Genomic DNA, 13,745 nt, shown 5'->3' with positions numbered 1-13,745 from the left:
CAGCGGAACAGGCATGCCGCTGCAGCGTTCCCGGCGGTATCCCCTCGTGGTGATGCTCGCTCGCCGGCTGGCTGCCGCCGTCCTGACTCTCTTCGTCTCGTCGGTGATGATCTTCGGCGCGGTCAACGTGCTGCCCGGTGACGTCGCGAAGGTGTTGCTGCAGCAACATGCCACGCCCGCGGCCGCCGAACGCCTTCGGGCTGATCTCCAGCTGGATGATCCGCTGGTCGTGCGTTACGCCCGCTGGATGGAGGGGATGGTCACCGGCGATCTCGGCAACTCGACTGTCGGGGTGGCCCAGAACAGCCCTGATCCCTCGGTCCAGCGAATCATCGGTCCGGAGCTCGTCAACAGCGCGACTCTGGCGCTGATCGCGATGCTCGTTCTCGTGCCGGTGGCGATTGCACTGGGGGTGCTGGCCGCGGTCCGAGCGGGTCGCGCCACCGATCACGCGCTGTCGACCAGTTCGGTCGTGCTGAGCTCCATGCCGGAGTTCCTGACCGCCACGCTGCTGATCGTCGTGTTCTTCGGGTGGTTGCGGGTACTCCCCCCGACTTCGCCCGTACCACTGGGATCGACACCGTTCAGCAATCCACAAGTTCTCGTTCTGCCGGTGCTCACACTTCTGCTCGTCAACGTCGCCTACACAGCCCGGCAGATTCGGGCTGCGATGATCGACACCTTGCGGCAGGACTACGTCGCGATGGCCCGGCTCAACGGCTACAAGGAATCCCGGGTCGTGTGGCGTTACGGGCTGCGCAACGCGCTCGCGCCGAGTGTGCAAGTACTCGCGCTCACGATGCAGTACATGCTCGGAGGGATCATCGTCGTGGAGAGCGTCTTCAGCTATCCGGGGATCGGCAGCCAGCTGGTGATCGCGGTGGCGACCCGCGACGTACAACTGGTCGCAGTGATCTCGCTGATCCTGGCTGCTGCCTACACCGCCATCAACATCCTCGCCGATCTACTCATCGTCCTCCTCGTTCCCAAGCTGAGGACACAGAGCGCATGAATCCCTCCGTGAAGGTGCCGCGATTTCTCAAGGTCCGAGCCGGCCAGGTGGGCTTGGCGCTGCTCCTGGCGGTGCTGGCGATCGTCATCCTGGGGCCGCTGCTGGCACCGCACGATCCGGCGATCCCGGTTGGCCGGCCGGGCGCCGGACCGGGCGGGCAGTCGCCTCTCGGACTCGACTTCCTCGGGCGTGACGTACTCTCCCGAGTGCTCCACGGCGGGCTGAGCGTGATCGTGCTGGGCACGGTCGCGACCATTGGCGCCTACGCGGTCGGTGTGGGTATCGGTCTCGTCGCCGGCTTCTCTCGCAGTTTCCTCGATTCGATTCTGATGCGCTCCGTCGACGTATTGCTGACCTTTCCGGCCCTGCTTCTGCTGCTCCTGCTGATTGCGGGGCTCGGAACCGGGTCCGGAACTCTGTTGCTCGGCGTCATTCTGGTCCAGGTGCCAGGTGTGGCTCGGTTGGTCCACACCGCGACTCGGGAGGTGTCGACCCGTGGATTCGTCCGGGCAGCCATCGGGCGAGGTGAACGGACCAGCAGCATCTTGCTCCGAGAGATTCTTCCCAATATCGCAGCGAACGTACTGGCGAGCGCCGGTCTCGGATACGCGTACTCGGTCCTGATCATCGCGTCGGTGAACTATCTGGGGCTCGGGCTGGCTCCGCCGGCCGCGGACTGGGGGCTGATGCTGTCGGAGAACCGGGTGGTGATCGGTATCAACCCGGCCGCGGTGGTGGCGCCCGCGATCCTGCTCGCCTTGCTGATGATCTCGGTGAACCTCATCGCCGACGCCTACTGGCAAAGCCTCGGCCCGGACAGTGATCGAGGTCCTCGGCCCCTCCGACGACGGCGCGCGACCGCACAGCCGGACCCATCGGACGCTCAGCAAGCTGCTGGAGGACATGTCTCATGAATCTCGCCCCCGCCGATGGACCGGTCTTCGACCACTGGGCCGCCACGGCAGCCGATCACGGTGCCTTCGTCGTCGACAACCCGGCGACAGGCGAGTCGCTGGGCCGGTTCCGTCTTGCCGGCGCGAACGAAGTGGATGACGTGGTTGCCCGCGCTGCGGCCGCATTCCCCGCGTGGGGACGCACCACACCGGCCGAGCGCGCGTCGTTGCTGTTGGCAATAGCCGATCAGCTGGAAGCTGCCGGGGCGACCTTCGCCCGGCTGGACAGCGAGGACGTCGGGAAGCCGTTGTCGCTGGCGCGGGAGGAGATCGCAGGCAACGCCGACGTCCTGCGATTCATGGCCGGTGCGGCCCGGATCTCACCCGGCAGTACGGCCGGTGAGTACGTCGCCGGCAGTACGTCGTTCATTCGCCGGGATCCGGTCGGAGTAGTTGGCCTTATCGCTCCGTGGAACTACCCGTTGATGACCGCGATCTGGAAGATCGCGCCCGCCCTGGCGGCTGGGAACACGGTCGTGATCAAGCCCTCCGAACTGACTCCTCGATCGACCATGTTGTTGGTCCAGCTCGCCCAGGAGATTCTTCCGGAAGGCGTCCTCAACCTGGTCCTCGGAGCCGCTTCGACGGGTCAGGCCCTGGTCGAACACCCGCAGATCAACCTGATTTCGCTGACGGGTGATGTCGCCACCGGTCAGAGAGTCGCCGCGGCTGCTGCCGCGTCGCTCAAGCGGGTACATCTCGAGCTCGGGGGCAAAGCGCCGGCGCTGGTGTTTGCCGACGCGCCGCTGGGCGCGGTCGCAGCCGAGCTGGCAGCCGTGGCTTTCCTCAACGCCGGTCAGGATTGTACGGCGCCGTGCCGGATCCTGGTCGAAGACAGCGTTTACGACGAGTTCGTGGAGCTCTTCTGTCAGGAGGCCTCGGCCTTGGTCTGCGGTGATCCCGGCGACGAATCGGCCCATTTCGGCCCGGTGATCTCCGAACGCCAACTGGAACGCGTCAGCGGATTCGTCGAGCGGGCCTGTGTCGCCGGCGGCCAGGTGCGGATCGGCGGCCGACGAGCGGATCGACCAGGGTGGTTCTACGAGGCCACTGTGATCACCGATGTTCGGCAGGACGACGAGATCGTTCAGCAGGAGGTCTTCGGACCTGTTGTGACCATCCAGCGCGCGGGGTCGGACGACGAGTTGCTCGCGCTTGCCAACGGTGTTCGGTACGGTCTGGCCGCGAGTCTGTGGACGAACGACGTGAATCGGAGCCTTCGGCTGACCCGGGAACTCGCCTTCGGCACAGTTTGGCTCAATCAGCATCTGGTGCTGGCCAATGAGATGCCGTTCGGCGGCTTCGGCCGCTCGGGCTACGGCAAGGAACTGTCCGCGCACGCGATCGACGAGTACTCGCAGATCAAGCATGTCATGCTCAAGGTTGCCGAGGCGGGTTCGCGATGACCGATCAGTACGCAGTCCTGTTCGAGCCGGTCCGGATCGGACCGAAGACCGCGCCGAACCGGTTCTGGCTCACGCCGCACGCCAGTGGCTACGGGTCCGAGTTCCCTGACATGCATGCCGCCTATCGCGGCACCAAGGCCGACGGCGGCTGGGGCGTGGTGTTCACCGAGGCAACCTCGGTGGCTCCCGAGACCGACAAGGTGCCGTACGTGCTGGGCCGGCTCTGGGACGAAGGCGACGTGCGCAACTCGCGCCGCGTGGTGGAGCGAATTCATGCAGGTGGGGCGCTTGCCGGGGTGGAGCTCGAGTACCACGCCTCGATGTCGGTCGCCCCCGAGGGGCGGCTCGTCGCGCGCAGTGTGGACGCAGTGGCGGGGGAGGGCTCCCTGCCGCTGGCCTACGCCGGGACCGCCGCGCTGCTGGAGACAGCTGATATCGACCGCATCCAGGAGCTTCACGTGCAGGCGGCGTTGCGCGCCGTGGCGGCCGGGTTCGATCTGATCACGTTGCACTGCGGGCACGCCGCCTCGCTGATGGCGCACTTCTTGATCCCTTACTACAACACACGCACCGACCAGTACGGCGGCAGCTTCGCCAACCGGGTCCGGTTCGCGGAAGAGACTCTGTTGCGCGTCCGGGCTGCCGTCGGGGATCGGGCCGCGGTGGGGCTGCGGCTGGGCGTCGACACGCTGAGTGAACCACTCGGCCTGGGCGAGCGCGGGATCCGAGCGCACGACGAGGCTGTCCAAGTGGTCCGGCATCTCGACGATCTCGTCGACTACTGGGATCTCATCATCGGCGGCGTCGACTGGGGGCAGGATGCCCAGTCGTCGCGAACTGCCGGCGAGAACCACGAGGCGCCGTACACCGGAGACTTCCGGCGCCACACCAACAAGCCGGTGGTCAATGTCGGTCGGCTGAACAGTCCGGACACGATGGTCAAAGTCGTCACGTCCGGGCAGGCCGACTTCATCGGTGCGGCCCGGGCAGGGATCGCCGACCCCTTTCTGCCGGCGAAGATCCGGACCGGGATGATCGAGGACATCCGGGAATGTATCGGCTGCAACCTGTGTGTCTCGCGAGCGAACACCGGCAACGGCCGCATCATCTGCACGCAGAACCCGACGATCGGGGAAGAGTTCCGTCGAGGATGGCACCCGGAGGAGGTAGGCCACGCGCTGAACCCGGACCAGGCAGTTCTGGTGGTCGGCGCCGGGCCGGCCGGCCTCGAGTGCGCCATGATCCTCGGCAAACGGGGCTTCGAAGCTGTCCACCTGGTGGACCAGGACGGCGAACTCGGTGGGAGCCTGAACTGGATCACGAAGCTGCCGGGCCGCCGAGAGTGGCGTCATCTCCTGGAGTACCGCGAGTTCCAGCTGTCCAAGCTGGACAACGTGACCACCATCCTCAATACCAGGCTCACAGCGGACGACGTCCTCGACTACGGCGCCGGGATCGTGGTGATCGCGACCGGATCCCGCTACGACGCTCAGGCAGTCTCGCCGTACAACAGATTGCCGTTGGACCTGCAGTCCTTCACTGGTTCCGTCCTGACGCCGGAGCAGGTGCTCGCCGGCGAGGCTGAAATTGGGCACCGGGTGCTGGTCTGGGACACCGACGGCTACTTTGTCGGACCGGGCATCGCCGAGTACCTGGCCGACCGCGGACACCAGGTCGTTGCTGCTACGCCGGGAGCGTCCTTCGGTGGATTTCTTCAGTACACGATGGAGTCCGTGCGTACCACTCTCGATCTGCGTGCACGCGATGTCCGGATCTACCCGAGCAGTGCTGTGAGCGGCGTTGCCGGTAGCCAGTTTGTGCTGGAGACCCAGGCGGGTCCGGTCGACGTGGCGGCCGACACCATCGTGGTCGTGGGGCAGCGAGTGGCGGTCGACGGGTTGTACCGAGAGCTCCGGCGGCGGCACGCGGAGTGGGCTGATGCGGGACTGTCCGAGGTCTTCCAGATCGGTGACTCACTGCGTCCGGGCTTCTTGGCCGACGCGGTCTTCTCAGGTCACCGCCTGGCGCGTGAAATCGACGGTCCTAACCCGGAGCAGCCCCTTCCGTACATCCGGGAACGCCGTCTGATCGATGCCACGGAGGCCGACTACACGATCTCCGGGTCGGCTCAGTCACGGCTGCTGTGACGGCGGTCGGCGGCCAGCTCCGGGTAGAGGTCCAGCCGACGCAGTGCCAGACCCGGCGTCTCCGGTTGGTCGCGCGATGCCATCAACAGCTCATGATCGAGGTCAGCGAAGAGCACCTGCTCCTGGAAGGTGTTGCTGACCTCGAGCACACCGTCGTTGACGCCGATCAGCTTGTCGACCGGCCCGGTCACGATCGCACGGCCGCGAGTTCGCAGCGGAGCATCGGTCGGCAGTCCGTTATGGCCGATCAGCGGGGACATCACGACGTACAGCTGGTTCTCCATCGCCCTGGCCTGGCAGCCCAGCCGGACTCGGTGAACTCCACGACTGTTCCAGGTCAACGACGGACAGATGATGAGGTCGACTCCGCGCTCGACCAGATGACGTGAAAGCTCGGGGTACTGGATGTCGGCGCAGATGAGCAGGCCGACGGTGAACGGACCCAGTGAGACCACCAACAGCTCGTCGCCGCCGAGGGATCCCATTGCATGCTCGGGCGGGGTGAGATGGATCTTGTCCTGCGTTCGGACGCGTCCATCCGGCCAGACGACGTACGCGGTGTTACGCAGGCTGCCGTCGCCGGCAATGCGATTGTGACTACCGCCGAAGATCAGGATCTCATGGGTGCGCGCGAGCTCCGTCAACCCGCTGATGATTGCCGGCGTCTGCTGAGCCAGCCGACGATAGGCCTCCGCCGCGGTGGCTGCGGTCACGGGTGGCCCGGGCAAGCCGGCCAGTAGACCTGTGCTGACCAGTTCAGGGAGCACGATCGCCTCGGCGCCTCCGGCTGACGCCTCGCTGACGAGAGATCCCAGATGATCCAGAAAGCCGTCCAAGGTGAGCTCTGCTCTCAGCTCGACCTGCGTGGTCGCGATTCGGCGTCGACTCATGTCGCGATCCAGCCGCCGTCCACGTGGAGTACCTCACCGTTGATATAGGCGGCTCCGGCGCTTGCCAAGAAGTACACCGCTGCCGCCACTTCGCCAGGTTCACCGCTGCGACGTGCGGGGATCAAGAGGTTCATCAGTTCACCGTTGGTGCCGACGCCGACGTTCGTGTCCGGAACTGCGTCGCCCAGGATCTCCTGCGAGGTAGCGCGGATTCCGGTGCGGACGACGCCGGGTGCCACTACGTTCGCAGTGATTCCAAAGCTGCCGAGATCGAATGCGAGGCGGCGGACGAACCCTTCGAGCGCGGCCTTGGAAGCGCAGTAGGCAATGCCGTCCGGCATCGAGCGCTGCGCCGCGATCGAGCCGATGCTGATGATCCGGCCGTGCCCCTGTGCGAGCATCGGCTCGGTCACGGCCTTGACGACGGTGAACGATCCGGTGAGGTTGATGGCGATCACCTTGTCCCACAGTTCCGGGGTGGTGTCGCGGATGCCGGCGCAGCCGTCGAAGACGCCTGCATTGCTCACCAGGATGTCGACCGTGCCATGCTCAGCTACGACCTCGCCGACGAGTGCCTCGACGGCGGTCCGGTCGGTGACATCGACCTGATGGGTGCTGAAATTGCCGCTGCCCAGCGCGGCCGAGGTGTCGGCGAGCCGCTCGGTCGAGCGGTCGGCCAGGTAGACGCGGTCGCCGGCAGCGACGAAGGTTTGAGCTACTGCAGCACCGATTCCGCTGCCGGCTCCGGTGATGACGACACTTCTGGGCTTGGTCACCGTGTGGCTCGCATTCTCTATCGATCGGGGGTCGGTACGTACACAGGGCCACGCCGCAAGACCGGCGCCACCAGGTCGTCGGAACAGACCTCGTCGGCGGTGGCCTTGGCTATCGGTCGGCGGGTCTGCCCCGGATAGCCGAGGCCGGCCATGACCTGTGGAGACATGTAGTACGCCGAATGCAGCGCGAAGATCACCGTCTCGACCTGTCCGCCCGACCACGCTTCCAAGTCTTCCAACGAGCAGGACTCCGACTGCGCGGCGTGGTTTCCGGCAGTTGCTATCGGCAACGTCAGCTGCGGGTTGGCCTCGAGTACCAGATCCAGCAGATCCAGGTGGGCACCGACGCTCCGCCCCGACGGAAGCGCTGATGAGCCGGGGAGAACCAGGTCCAGAATCGTCGCGAGGCCTTGGCGGGTGAACTCCTCGAGAGGCGCCGGACTCTGCTCCGCCGACGTCATGCCGGGACCGCTTGGTCGCCGGCGTGATCCATCAGGTGTTCGACCGCGCGCGCTGCGAAGGCGACGACTGTCGCGGTCGGATTCACTGACGAGGAGGTCACGAAGACACTGCCGTCGAGGACGAAGAGGTTCGGCACGTCATGGGCCCTCCCGAATTCGTCGACGACCGATGTCGCCGGGTCGTTTCCGCAGCGCGCGGTGCCGAGCATGTGCCAGCCGACCGCAGGTAGCCATGGGACGACGGTGGTCTCGACGGCCCCCGCCGCTTCGTGTGCCTCTTTCATCCGCGCCACGTTCCACTCGAGGTTCCGAATACTGTCGTCCGACAGCCGATAATTGATCTTCGGCGCCGGCAGACCGGAGCCGTCGGCGAGTCGAGAGCTGAGGGTGACGGAGTTGTGCTCGTCCGGCAGGTCCTCGATCGAGGCCGCCCATTCGAACGCCCGGCCGAGACCACGTTCCACGAGAGCCAGCCCCGCGGTTCCGGTGCGCTCGGCCAGTGGAAGCTCCGCGTACCGTGCGAGCAACTCCATCGGTCCGGGAATCGCCATCGCGGACCACTTCGCGCCGCGGGCAAATCCGCGGCTCAGGTCGGTCTCGGCGAACTGTAACGAGTACAAGTTGGCCCCGAACGGGCCGAGCCAGCTCTCCAGTTTCTCCTCGTAGACCCCCATCACGCCGACGAACGGGTGCATCATCAGCCGCTTTCCAACCAGTCCCGACGAGTTGGCGAGACCGTCGGGGAACAGGCCCGAGGTCGACAGCTGCAGAAGTCGCGGAGTGCCGACGCCGTTCGCGCACACGATGACTGCCGATGCTCGGGTGTGGTGTTCGGAACCGTCGGCGGCCATCCAGGTGGCTCCGTTGGCTCGGCCGGCCTTGTCGATCGTGACTTCGAGTACCCGAGCCTCGGTGACCAGAGTGACGCCGGCCGCCAGCGCGGCCGGCCACATCGCGACATCGAAGGATGCCTTCGCGCCCTCCGGACAGCCTGACATGCAGGTTCCCCAGCGTGCGCAGGCGCCGCGGTCGCCGTGGCTGCTCGTCGCGATCGCTAGGGTCGCGGGCCACCAGTGCCAGCCGAGCTTGTTCATCCCCTCAGCGGCCTTGACGCCGACCCGTCCGATCGGCACACCTGGCATCGGGGGCTCGACCCCGACCGGGTAAGCGGGATCACCGGCCAGCCCGGAGACGCCGATCGTCTCGTCGAGCAGACCGTAGTACGGCTCGAGGTCCTCGTAGGTCAGCGGCCAGTCGTCCGCGAATCCGTACAGGCTTCGGACGCGGAAGTCGGAGGGGAGAAATCTGGGCCATTCGGCGCCGTAGAGGATGCTGCTCCCGCCGACCCCGTTGAAGTTCAGCGGGTGGACGTCGGCATCCGTGACGTCGCAGGGGTAGTCCCAGCGGCTTTGGCGAACGTTCGGGTTCGCAGACCAGGTGCTTGCCAGCAGCACGTCACGCTCGCGCCGGTCACTCGGATAGTCAGCGCGGTTGACCCAGCCGCCCTGTTCGAGAACCGTGACTCGGAAGCCGCCTTCGGCCAGCATGCGCGCGGCCGTCACGCCCGAAGGCCCGGCGCCCACGATCAGGACGTCGGCGGCCTCGTCCGAGGACCGCCCCGGCGAGCTCATCCGAGCTCCTCGGGCAGGTCGTCCGGTCCAGCGGGATCGACGGCGTCCTGGTCGGCCGAGGCTTCCCGCGGCTCGGCGGCGGCGCGGTCCGCCGCTTCCTGCTCTGCCTTCATCTGGAACTTCTCGTACAGCCAACCGTGAAACATCATCACATCTCCTTGAAGACGCGAAAATCGTTGCCGTCGTATCCGGCGACCGCCGGAGGCAGAACCCTGATCCGAACCCCGGTCGCCAGTTCTTCGACAATATGCGCAATGACACCGGGCATCGTGGACATGACGACCAGCCCGGTCATCTCCACGGGGGTGAAGCCGAGCTCCGCGAGAACGGCCGCCATCATTCCGACGTCGTTGATCGGCATGGCGGCCGTCTTGGCCGACCGCGTCGCAAAGACCGAATGGATTGCTTCGTACAACCGCGCCTGAGCGCCCCAGACGCCTGCCTCGACAGCAACTGTCTTGATCTTCTGAGCACGGGGGTCGACGCACCGGAACACCGGGTGTCCGAATCCGGGAATACGGACGCGCTGAGAGGTGCACTCGGCAACTATTCGTGCTGCGGCTTGCTCCAGTGACTCACCCGCCGCTGTCATCGACCGATGGGCGTCGATGATGAACTGACCGGCCTCCTCGGGAGCCAAGGTGTACGAGCCGGCCGAGAGCACGGCGGCCGCCATACCCGCCACCATCGACGGATTCCCGGAGACGGCGTAGCGCGCGGCAACGGTCCCCGGCTTCGCGAGCGAGTAGTCGAGAACCCCGTTGAGCACCGCGTCGAGGGCACACACCTGCGCCGCGGTCGGGTTCTCGCCGCGGAGCAGGAGATAGCAGGATGCGGAGAACGACTGTCCGCCGATGATGTCCTCGAGGTCGTAGCCGCGGATGAGGACGCGGCTGTCCTCCACCTTGCTGACCTTCGTCGTCAGATATCGCTGACTCTCGTCGCTCGTCGTCATCGCCGTTCGCTCCGTCATTCCGGCCTGCTCAACAGCAGAACCGTCCACTTGCCTTCTTGGCAGACCACGTTGTCCTGATTGAGGATCTGGACCCGCGTGGTGACGACGCCACGGCCGGGCTTGCTGGTCGGCCGAAGGTCGGTGACCTTCTCCTGAACATGGATGGTGTCGCCGATCCGGATCGGCTGCGTCATGACCCAATCGGCCAGGCCGAGAAAGGCGATCGCCGACCCGTTCTTCCAGCCGAGCCCGATCTCGAGCCCGAAGGCGATGGCAAGGGCCCCCGGCCCGTGGAAGATGCGGCCGCCGAACTGAGTTTGCCGGGCGTACTCCTCGTTCATGTGCAACGGGTGCATGTCGCCGGACCAGGTGGCGAAGGTGACGATGTCGGTCTCGGTGATGGTCCGCCCCGGCGAAGTCCACAGATCGCCCACTCGAAGGTCGTCGAAGTAACGCACGGTACTGCCGTACGCCGCAGTCGTTCCAGCCATGGAGAATCTCCAGTCGGTTGCAAGGGTCCGCGCGGGCCAGTGGCTGCGCGATTCGGACAATGCCGCACGCGGGCGGGTCCTCAGAGACGGGTCAGCGCATCGGCCAGCTTCCCTATCCGGCTCGGGCGCCCGGTTCGTGCTTCCCGGCGGTCGGCTGTGTACATCAGGGACTCGACCAATCGGACGCCGACGAAACGTACCGGCTCCAGCTCCCAGCGGCGGCCCATCGGCTGAACCCACGGCAGCCGGGTCAGCTCCGTGTCCTCTCCGAGAACGAGATCTCGGAGAGTGCGGCCGGCGAGGTTGGTCGCGGCGACCCCTTGCCCGAAGTATCCGCCGGCCCATGCGAACCCGGTGCGCTGGTCGAGGCCGACCGTCGGGGTCGAGTCGCGGCTGGCGCCGAGGACGCCTTCCCAGGACGCGGTGATCCTCAGGTCCCCGAGGGCCGGAAAGGCCGCTCGCAACTCGCTGCGTAGCTCGCGGACGAGCGGCTCCGGGATACCTGCGTCGAGATCGATCCGCGATCCCAGCTGGTACGGCCGGCCACGGCCACCGAAGGCGATCCGGTCGTCAGCAGTGCGCTGAGCGTAGAAGTGACCCCGGCGAGCGTCGACCAGGGTTTCCCGGCCGGCCCAGCCGATCTCGGCCCAGATCGAGGCGGGAAGCGGCTCTGTCACGATCATCCCACTGCTCACCGGCAGGATGTCGCGCTTGGCACCGGTGATTGTCGACGTGTAGCCCTCGGTCGCGCGGACCACGTAGCGGGCGTCGATCCGGACTCCACCGGCGACGGTCACCCGCCCAGGAGCAATGGTGACAACTCGGGTACCTTCGTGGATCCGCACACCGGCACGTTCGGCGGCCACGGCAAGCCCGGCCACGAGTTGCGCGGGCTGCACCCGGGCGGAGTCCGGTGTGAAATGGCCGCCGACAGCTCCGGCGACCGCGACTCGGGCGCTGGTCTGCTCCGCGTCCAGCAGCTCGTCGCGGTCGATGCCCCAGGCAAGGTCTTCGGCGAAGTGTTCTCGCAGACTCCGCATCTCCAGCGGCGTTCGAGCGACCGTGAGATTACCGGCTTTCACGAAGCCGCAGTCGATCCCTTCCCGGGTGACGACGGAGCCGATCTCGTCGATCGTGGCTCGCATCTCCCGCCCCAGAGCGACCACGGAGTCATGGCCCGAGGCCGCAGCCCAGGCGTCTCTGGAACCGTCGAGGGCGGCCATCACGAATCCGCCGTTGCGGCTGGAAGCGCCGAAACCGACAGTCTCGGCCTCCAGCACGACCACCTTGAGGTGCGGTGCACTTCGTTTGAGCTCGTAGGCGGTCCACAAACCCGTGAAGCCGGCTCCGACGACACAGACATCGGTCTGGAGACTTTCCGTCAGTGGCGGACGTTCGGGTGCGTCGGTGACTTGCGTTGCCCAGAAGGCCGGGCTGCGACGCACGGTCTCACGGGGTCGGTCGCCCATGGCACTGCCCTTCGAAAGTGATGGAGATACGGATTCCTGGCACAGTCAACGTATTCGACCTTCGCGCGCGATCGGCTTGGAATATTCGAGAAGGTTCCGGACCGGGTCTGTGCAATGGACGGTCCTCACCGATTCCGTGCCGCGTCAAACTGTGGCCATGACAACCCACGGAGCGACAACCCACGGTGCTGCACGGGCCGCGACCGGGCAGACGCTGCTGATGAACTTCACCCCGCTGTCGGCCAACTCGGACGTCCCCATGATCGTTCGCGGCGAGGGCTGGTACGTCTTCGACGACGCCAGCCGCCGATACATCGACGGTCTGTCCGGGCTGTTCTGTTCGAATCTGGGGCACGGCCGAACGGAGATCGCCGCCGCGGCGTCGCGTCAGATCGCGGAGCTGGGCTACTTTCCGCTCTGGTCGCACACGCACCCGCGGGCAGCGGAGCTCGCCGAGCGGATCGTGGGTTTCGCCCCTGAGGGATTCGGCCGGGTCTTCTTCACGTCGGGCGGATCCGAGTCGGTCGACGCCGCCATGAAGCTGGCGCGGCAGTACCACCGGCTGCGGGGAAACCCGACCAAGTCCAAGATCGTGGCCCGTGAAACCTCCTACCACGGGGCAACGTTCGGCCCGCTCAGCGCAACCGGGATCCCGGGCCTGCGGACGCCGTTCGAGCCGCTGCTCGCCGGCGGCTGCCATGTGCCGAACACGGACGTCTACCGGCTTCCCGCGGGTCACGACCCGGCGGACTTCGCCGAGGCGATCGCGCGCCGGATCGAGTTCGAAGGCCCGGAGACCGTCGCGGCGGTGATCCTGGAGCCTGTTCAGAACGCCGGTGGCTGTATCGTCGCGCCGCCCGGCTACTTCGCGCGGGTTCGCGAGATCTGCGACCAGTACGACGTACTGCTGATCGCGGACGAAGTGATCACTGCCTGGGGGCGGCTCGGCCACTGGTTCGGCAGCGAGCGCTACGGGCTCCGCCCCGACTTGATTACGACTGCCAAGGCGCTCTCCAGCGCGTACGCCCCGATCGGCGCCCTGCTCGTGTCAGATCGGGTGAGCGCGGAGTTCAAAGGGGAGGAGGTCTTCCTGCACGGCCTGACGTTCGGTGGGCATCCGGTCGCTTGTGCGGTGGCGTTGGCCGCTCTCGCACTGTTCGAGAGCGAGGACCTGCCGGGCCGCGTCCGCGAGCACGAAGGGTACTTCGAACAGCAACTGAACGGGCTTCGGGACATTCCGATCGTTGGCGATGTGCGCGGAGCAGGCTACTTCTGGGCCCTCGAACTGGTCCGAGACCAGGAGCTCAAGACGCGGCTGACAACAGCAGAGGCCGACCGGCTGTTGCGTGGATTCCTGTCTCCGAAGCTCTTCGAGGACGGATTGATCTGCCGGATGGACGATCGAGGGGAGCCCGTCCTCCAACTCGCTCCGCCGCTGATCGGCGGCCGCGACATGATCGACGAGATCGTCGCGATCCTGCGGCCGGCCCTTGAGGCGACGAGCGCATTGATGTTGGCAGCCGCTCCTGCCGATTCCCGTTGATCAGAAGGAGT

Annotated in this window: 13 protein-coding genes; 5 read left to right on the top strand and 8 right to left on the bottom strand. The window is 66.4% G+C overall.

Features of this window, described 5'->3' with window-relative positions:
* Positions 1-13 precede the first annotated feature (13 nt).
* The 4 genes from ACZ6ZD_RS22245 to ACZ6ZD_RS22230 are packed head-to-tail and all read left to right on the top strand — an operon-like array spanning position 14 to position 5,518.
* The gene (locus ACZ6ZD_RS22245) at positions 14-1,012 is read left to right on the top strand and encodes an ABC transporter permease (RefSeq protein ID WP_465674988.1); all 999 of its coding nucleotides are present in this window, start codon (positions 14-16) and stop codon (positions 1,010-1,012) included.
* A complete protein-coding gene (locus ACZ6ZD_RS22240) occupies positions 1,009-1,926 on the top strand; it encodes an ABC transporter permease (protein WP_465674986.1) in 918 nt (305 codons plus the stop codon). Before ACZ6ZD_RS22245 ends, ACZ6ZD_RS22240 begins: the two co-directional genes overlap by 4 nt.
* Entirely contained in the window at positions 1,923-3,371 is a 1,449-nt protein-coding gene (locus tag ACZ6ZD_RS22235) for an aminobutyraldehyde dehydrogenase (protein WP_465674984.1), read from the top strand. Before ACZ6ZD_RS22240 ends, ACZ6ZD_RS22235 begins: the two co-directional genes overlap by 4 nt.
* Positions 3,368-5,518 carry an oxidoreductase gene (locus tag ACZ6ZD_RS22230; protein ID WP_465674982.1) on the top strand — a complete coding sequence of 717 codons (2,151 nt, stop codon included), beginning with the start codon at positions 3,368-3,370 and terminating at the stop codon, positions 5,516-5,518. Before ACZ6ZD_RS22235 ends, ACZ6ZD_RS22230 begins: the two co-directional genes overlap by 4 nt.
* Here the strand turns inward: ACZ6ZD_RS22230 and ACZ6ZD_RS22225 are convergent.
* From ACZ6ZD_RS22225 to ACZ6ZD_RS22190, 8 genes are all read right to left on the bottom strand, one after another.
* Entirely contained in the window at positions 5,500-6,408 is a 909-nt protein-coding gene (locus ACZ6ZD_RS22225) for a nitrilase-related carbon-nitrogen hydrolase (RefSeq protein ID WP_465674980.1), read from the bottom strand. The two genes, ACZ6ZD_RS22230 and ACZ6ZD_RS22225, sit on opposite strands and share 19 nt — an antisense overlap.
* Positions 6,405-7,184 carry an SDR family NAD(P)-dependent oxidoreductase gene (locus ACZ6ZD_RS22220; protein WP_465674978.1) on the bottom strand — a complete coding sequence of 260 codons (780 nt, stop codon included), beginning with the start codon at positions 7,182-7,184 and terminating at the stop codon, positions 6,405-6,407. The genes ACZ6ZD_RS22225 and ACZ6ZD_RS22220 overlap by 4 nt, the downstream gene beginning before the upstream one ends.
* A 17-nt stretch (positions 7,185-7,201) precedes the next feature.
* On the bottom strand, positions 7,202-7,645 hold the full coding sequence (locus ACZ6ZD_RS22215; protein WP_465674976.1) for a hypothetical protein: 444 nt from the start codon (positions 7,643-7,645) through the stop codon (positions 7,202-7,204).
* Entirely contained in the window at positions 7,642-9,276 is a 1,635-nt protein-coding gene (locus tag ACZ6ZD_RS22210) for a GMC family oxidoreductase (protein ID WP_465674975.1), read from the bottom strand. Before ACZ6ZD_RS22210 ends, ACZ6ZD_RS22215 begins: the two co-directional genes overlap by 4 nt.
* On the bottom strand, positions 9,273-9,425 hold the full coding sequence (locus ACZ6ZD_RS22205; RefSeq protein ID WP_465674973.1) for a hypothetical protein: 153 nt from the start codon (positions 9,423-9,425) through the stop codon (positions 9,273-9,275). The genes ACZ6ZD_RS22210 and ACZ6ZD_RS22205 overlap by 4 nt, the downstream gene beginning before the upstream one ends.
* Complete coding sequence (locus ACZ6ZD_RS22200) at positions 9,425-10,249, bottom strand: citryl-CoA lyase (protein WP_465674971.1); 825 nt, start codon at positions 10,247-10,249, stop codon at positions 9,425-9,427. Before ACZ6ZD_RS22200 ends, ACZ6ZD_RS22205 begins: the two co-directional genes overlap by 1 nt.
* Positions 10,246-10,722 (bottom strand): MaoC/PaaZ C-terminal domain-containing protein, encoded by a 477-nt coding sequence (locus ACZ6ZD_RS22195; RefSeq protein ID WP_465674969.1) that lies wholly within the window; start codon positions 10,720-10,722, stop codon positions 10,246-10,248. Before ACZ6ZD_RS22195 ends, ACZ6ZD_RS22200 begins: the two co-directional genes overlap by 4 nt.
* 80 nt (positions 10,723-10,802) lie before the next feature.
* Positions 10,803-12,191, bottom strand: coding sequence for an NAD(P)/FAD-dependent oxidoreductase (locus tag ACZ6ZD_RS22190; RefSeq protein WP_465674967.1), 1,389 nt, complete (start codon positions 12,189-12,191; stop codon positions 10,803-10,805).
* Here ACZ6ZD_RS22190 and ACZ6ZD_RS22185 point away from each other — a divergent pair.
* A complete protein-coding gene (locus ACZ6ZD_RS22185; RefSeq protein WP_465674965.1) occupies positions 12,190-13,734 on the top strand; it encodes an aspartate aminotransferase family protein in 1,545 nt (514 codons plus the stop codon). The two genes, ACZ6ZD_RS22190 and ACZ6ZD_RS22185, sit on opposite strands and share 2 nt — an antisense overlap.
* Positions 13,735-13,745: the final 11 nt, after the last annotated feature.

Source organism: Kribbella sp. NPDC104218 (assembly GCF_055584105.1).
Note: the sequence above shows the minus strand (reverse complement) of the source record. Positions and strands in the feature narration are given on the sequence as shown.

Bases quoted from the DNA above. Each gene is read 5' to 3' on its own strand.
- ACZ6ZD_RS22245 (WP_465674988.1), top strand. From the start codon at position 14: ATGCCGCTGCAGCGTTCCCGGCGGTATCCCCTCGTGGTGATGCTCGCT.
- ACZ6ZD_RS22240 (WP_465674986.1), top strand. From the start codon at position 1,009: ATGAATCCCTCCGTGAAGGTGCCGCGATTTCTCAAGGTCCGAGCCGGC.
- ACZ6ZD_RS22235 (WP_465674984.1), top strand. From the start codon at position 1,923: ATGAATCTCGCCCCCGCCGATGGACCGGTCTTCGACCACTGGGCCGCC.
- ACZ6ZD_RS22230 (WP_465674982.1), top strand. From the start codon at position 3,368: ATGACCGATCAGTACGCAGTCCTGTTCGAGCCGGTCCGGATCGGACCG.
- ACZ6ZD_RS22225 (WP_465674980.1), bottom strand. From the start codon at position 6,408: ATGAGTCGACGCCGAATCGCGACCACGCAGGTCGAGCTGAGAGCAGAG.
- ACZ6ZD_RS22215 (WP_465674976.1), bottom strand. From the start codon at position 7,645: ATGACGTCGGCGGAGCAGAGTCCGGCGCCTCTCGAGGAGTTCACCCGC.
- ACZ6ZD_RS22210 (WP_465674975.1), bottom strand. From the start codon at position 9,276: ATGAGCTCGCCGGGGCGGTCCTCGGACGAGGCCGCCGACGTCCTGATC.
- ACZ6ZD_RS22205 (WP_465674973.1), bottom strand. From the start codon at position 9,425: ATGATGTTTCACGGTTGGCTGTACGAGAAGTTCCAGATGAAGGCAGAG.
- ACZ6ZD_RS22200 (WP_465674971.1), bottom strand. From the start codon at position 10,249: ATGACGGAGCGAACGGCGATGACGACGAGCGACGAGAGTCAGCGATAT.
- ACZ6ZD_RS22195 (WP_465674969.1), bottom strand. From the start codon at position 10,722: ATGGCTGGAACGACTGCGGCGTACGGCAGTACCGTGCGTTACTTCGAC.
- ACZ6ZD_RS22185 (WP_465674965.1), top strand. From the start codon at position 12,190: ATGGCACTGCCCTTCGAAAGTGATGGAGATACGGATTCCTGGCACAGT.
- ACZ6ZD_RS22190 (WP_465674967.1), bottom strand. From the start codon at position 12,191: ATGGGCGACCGACCCCGTGAGACCGTGCGTCGCAGCCCGGCCTTCTGG.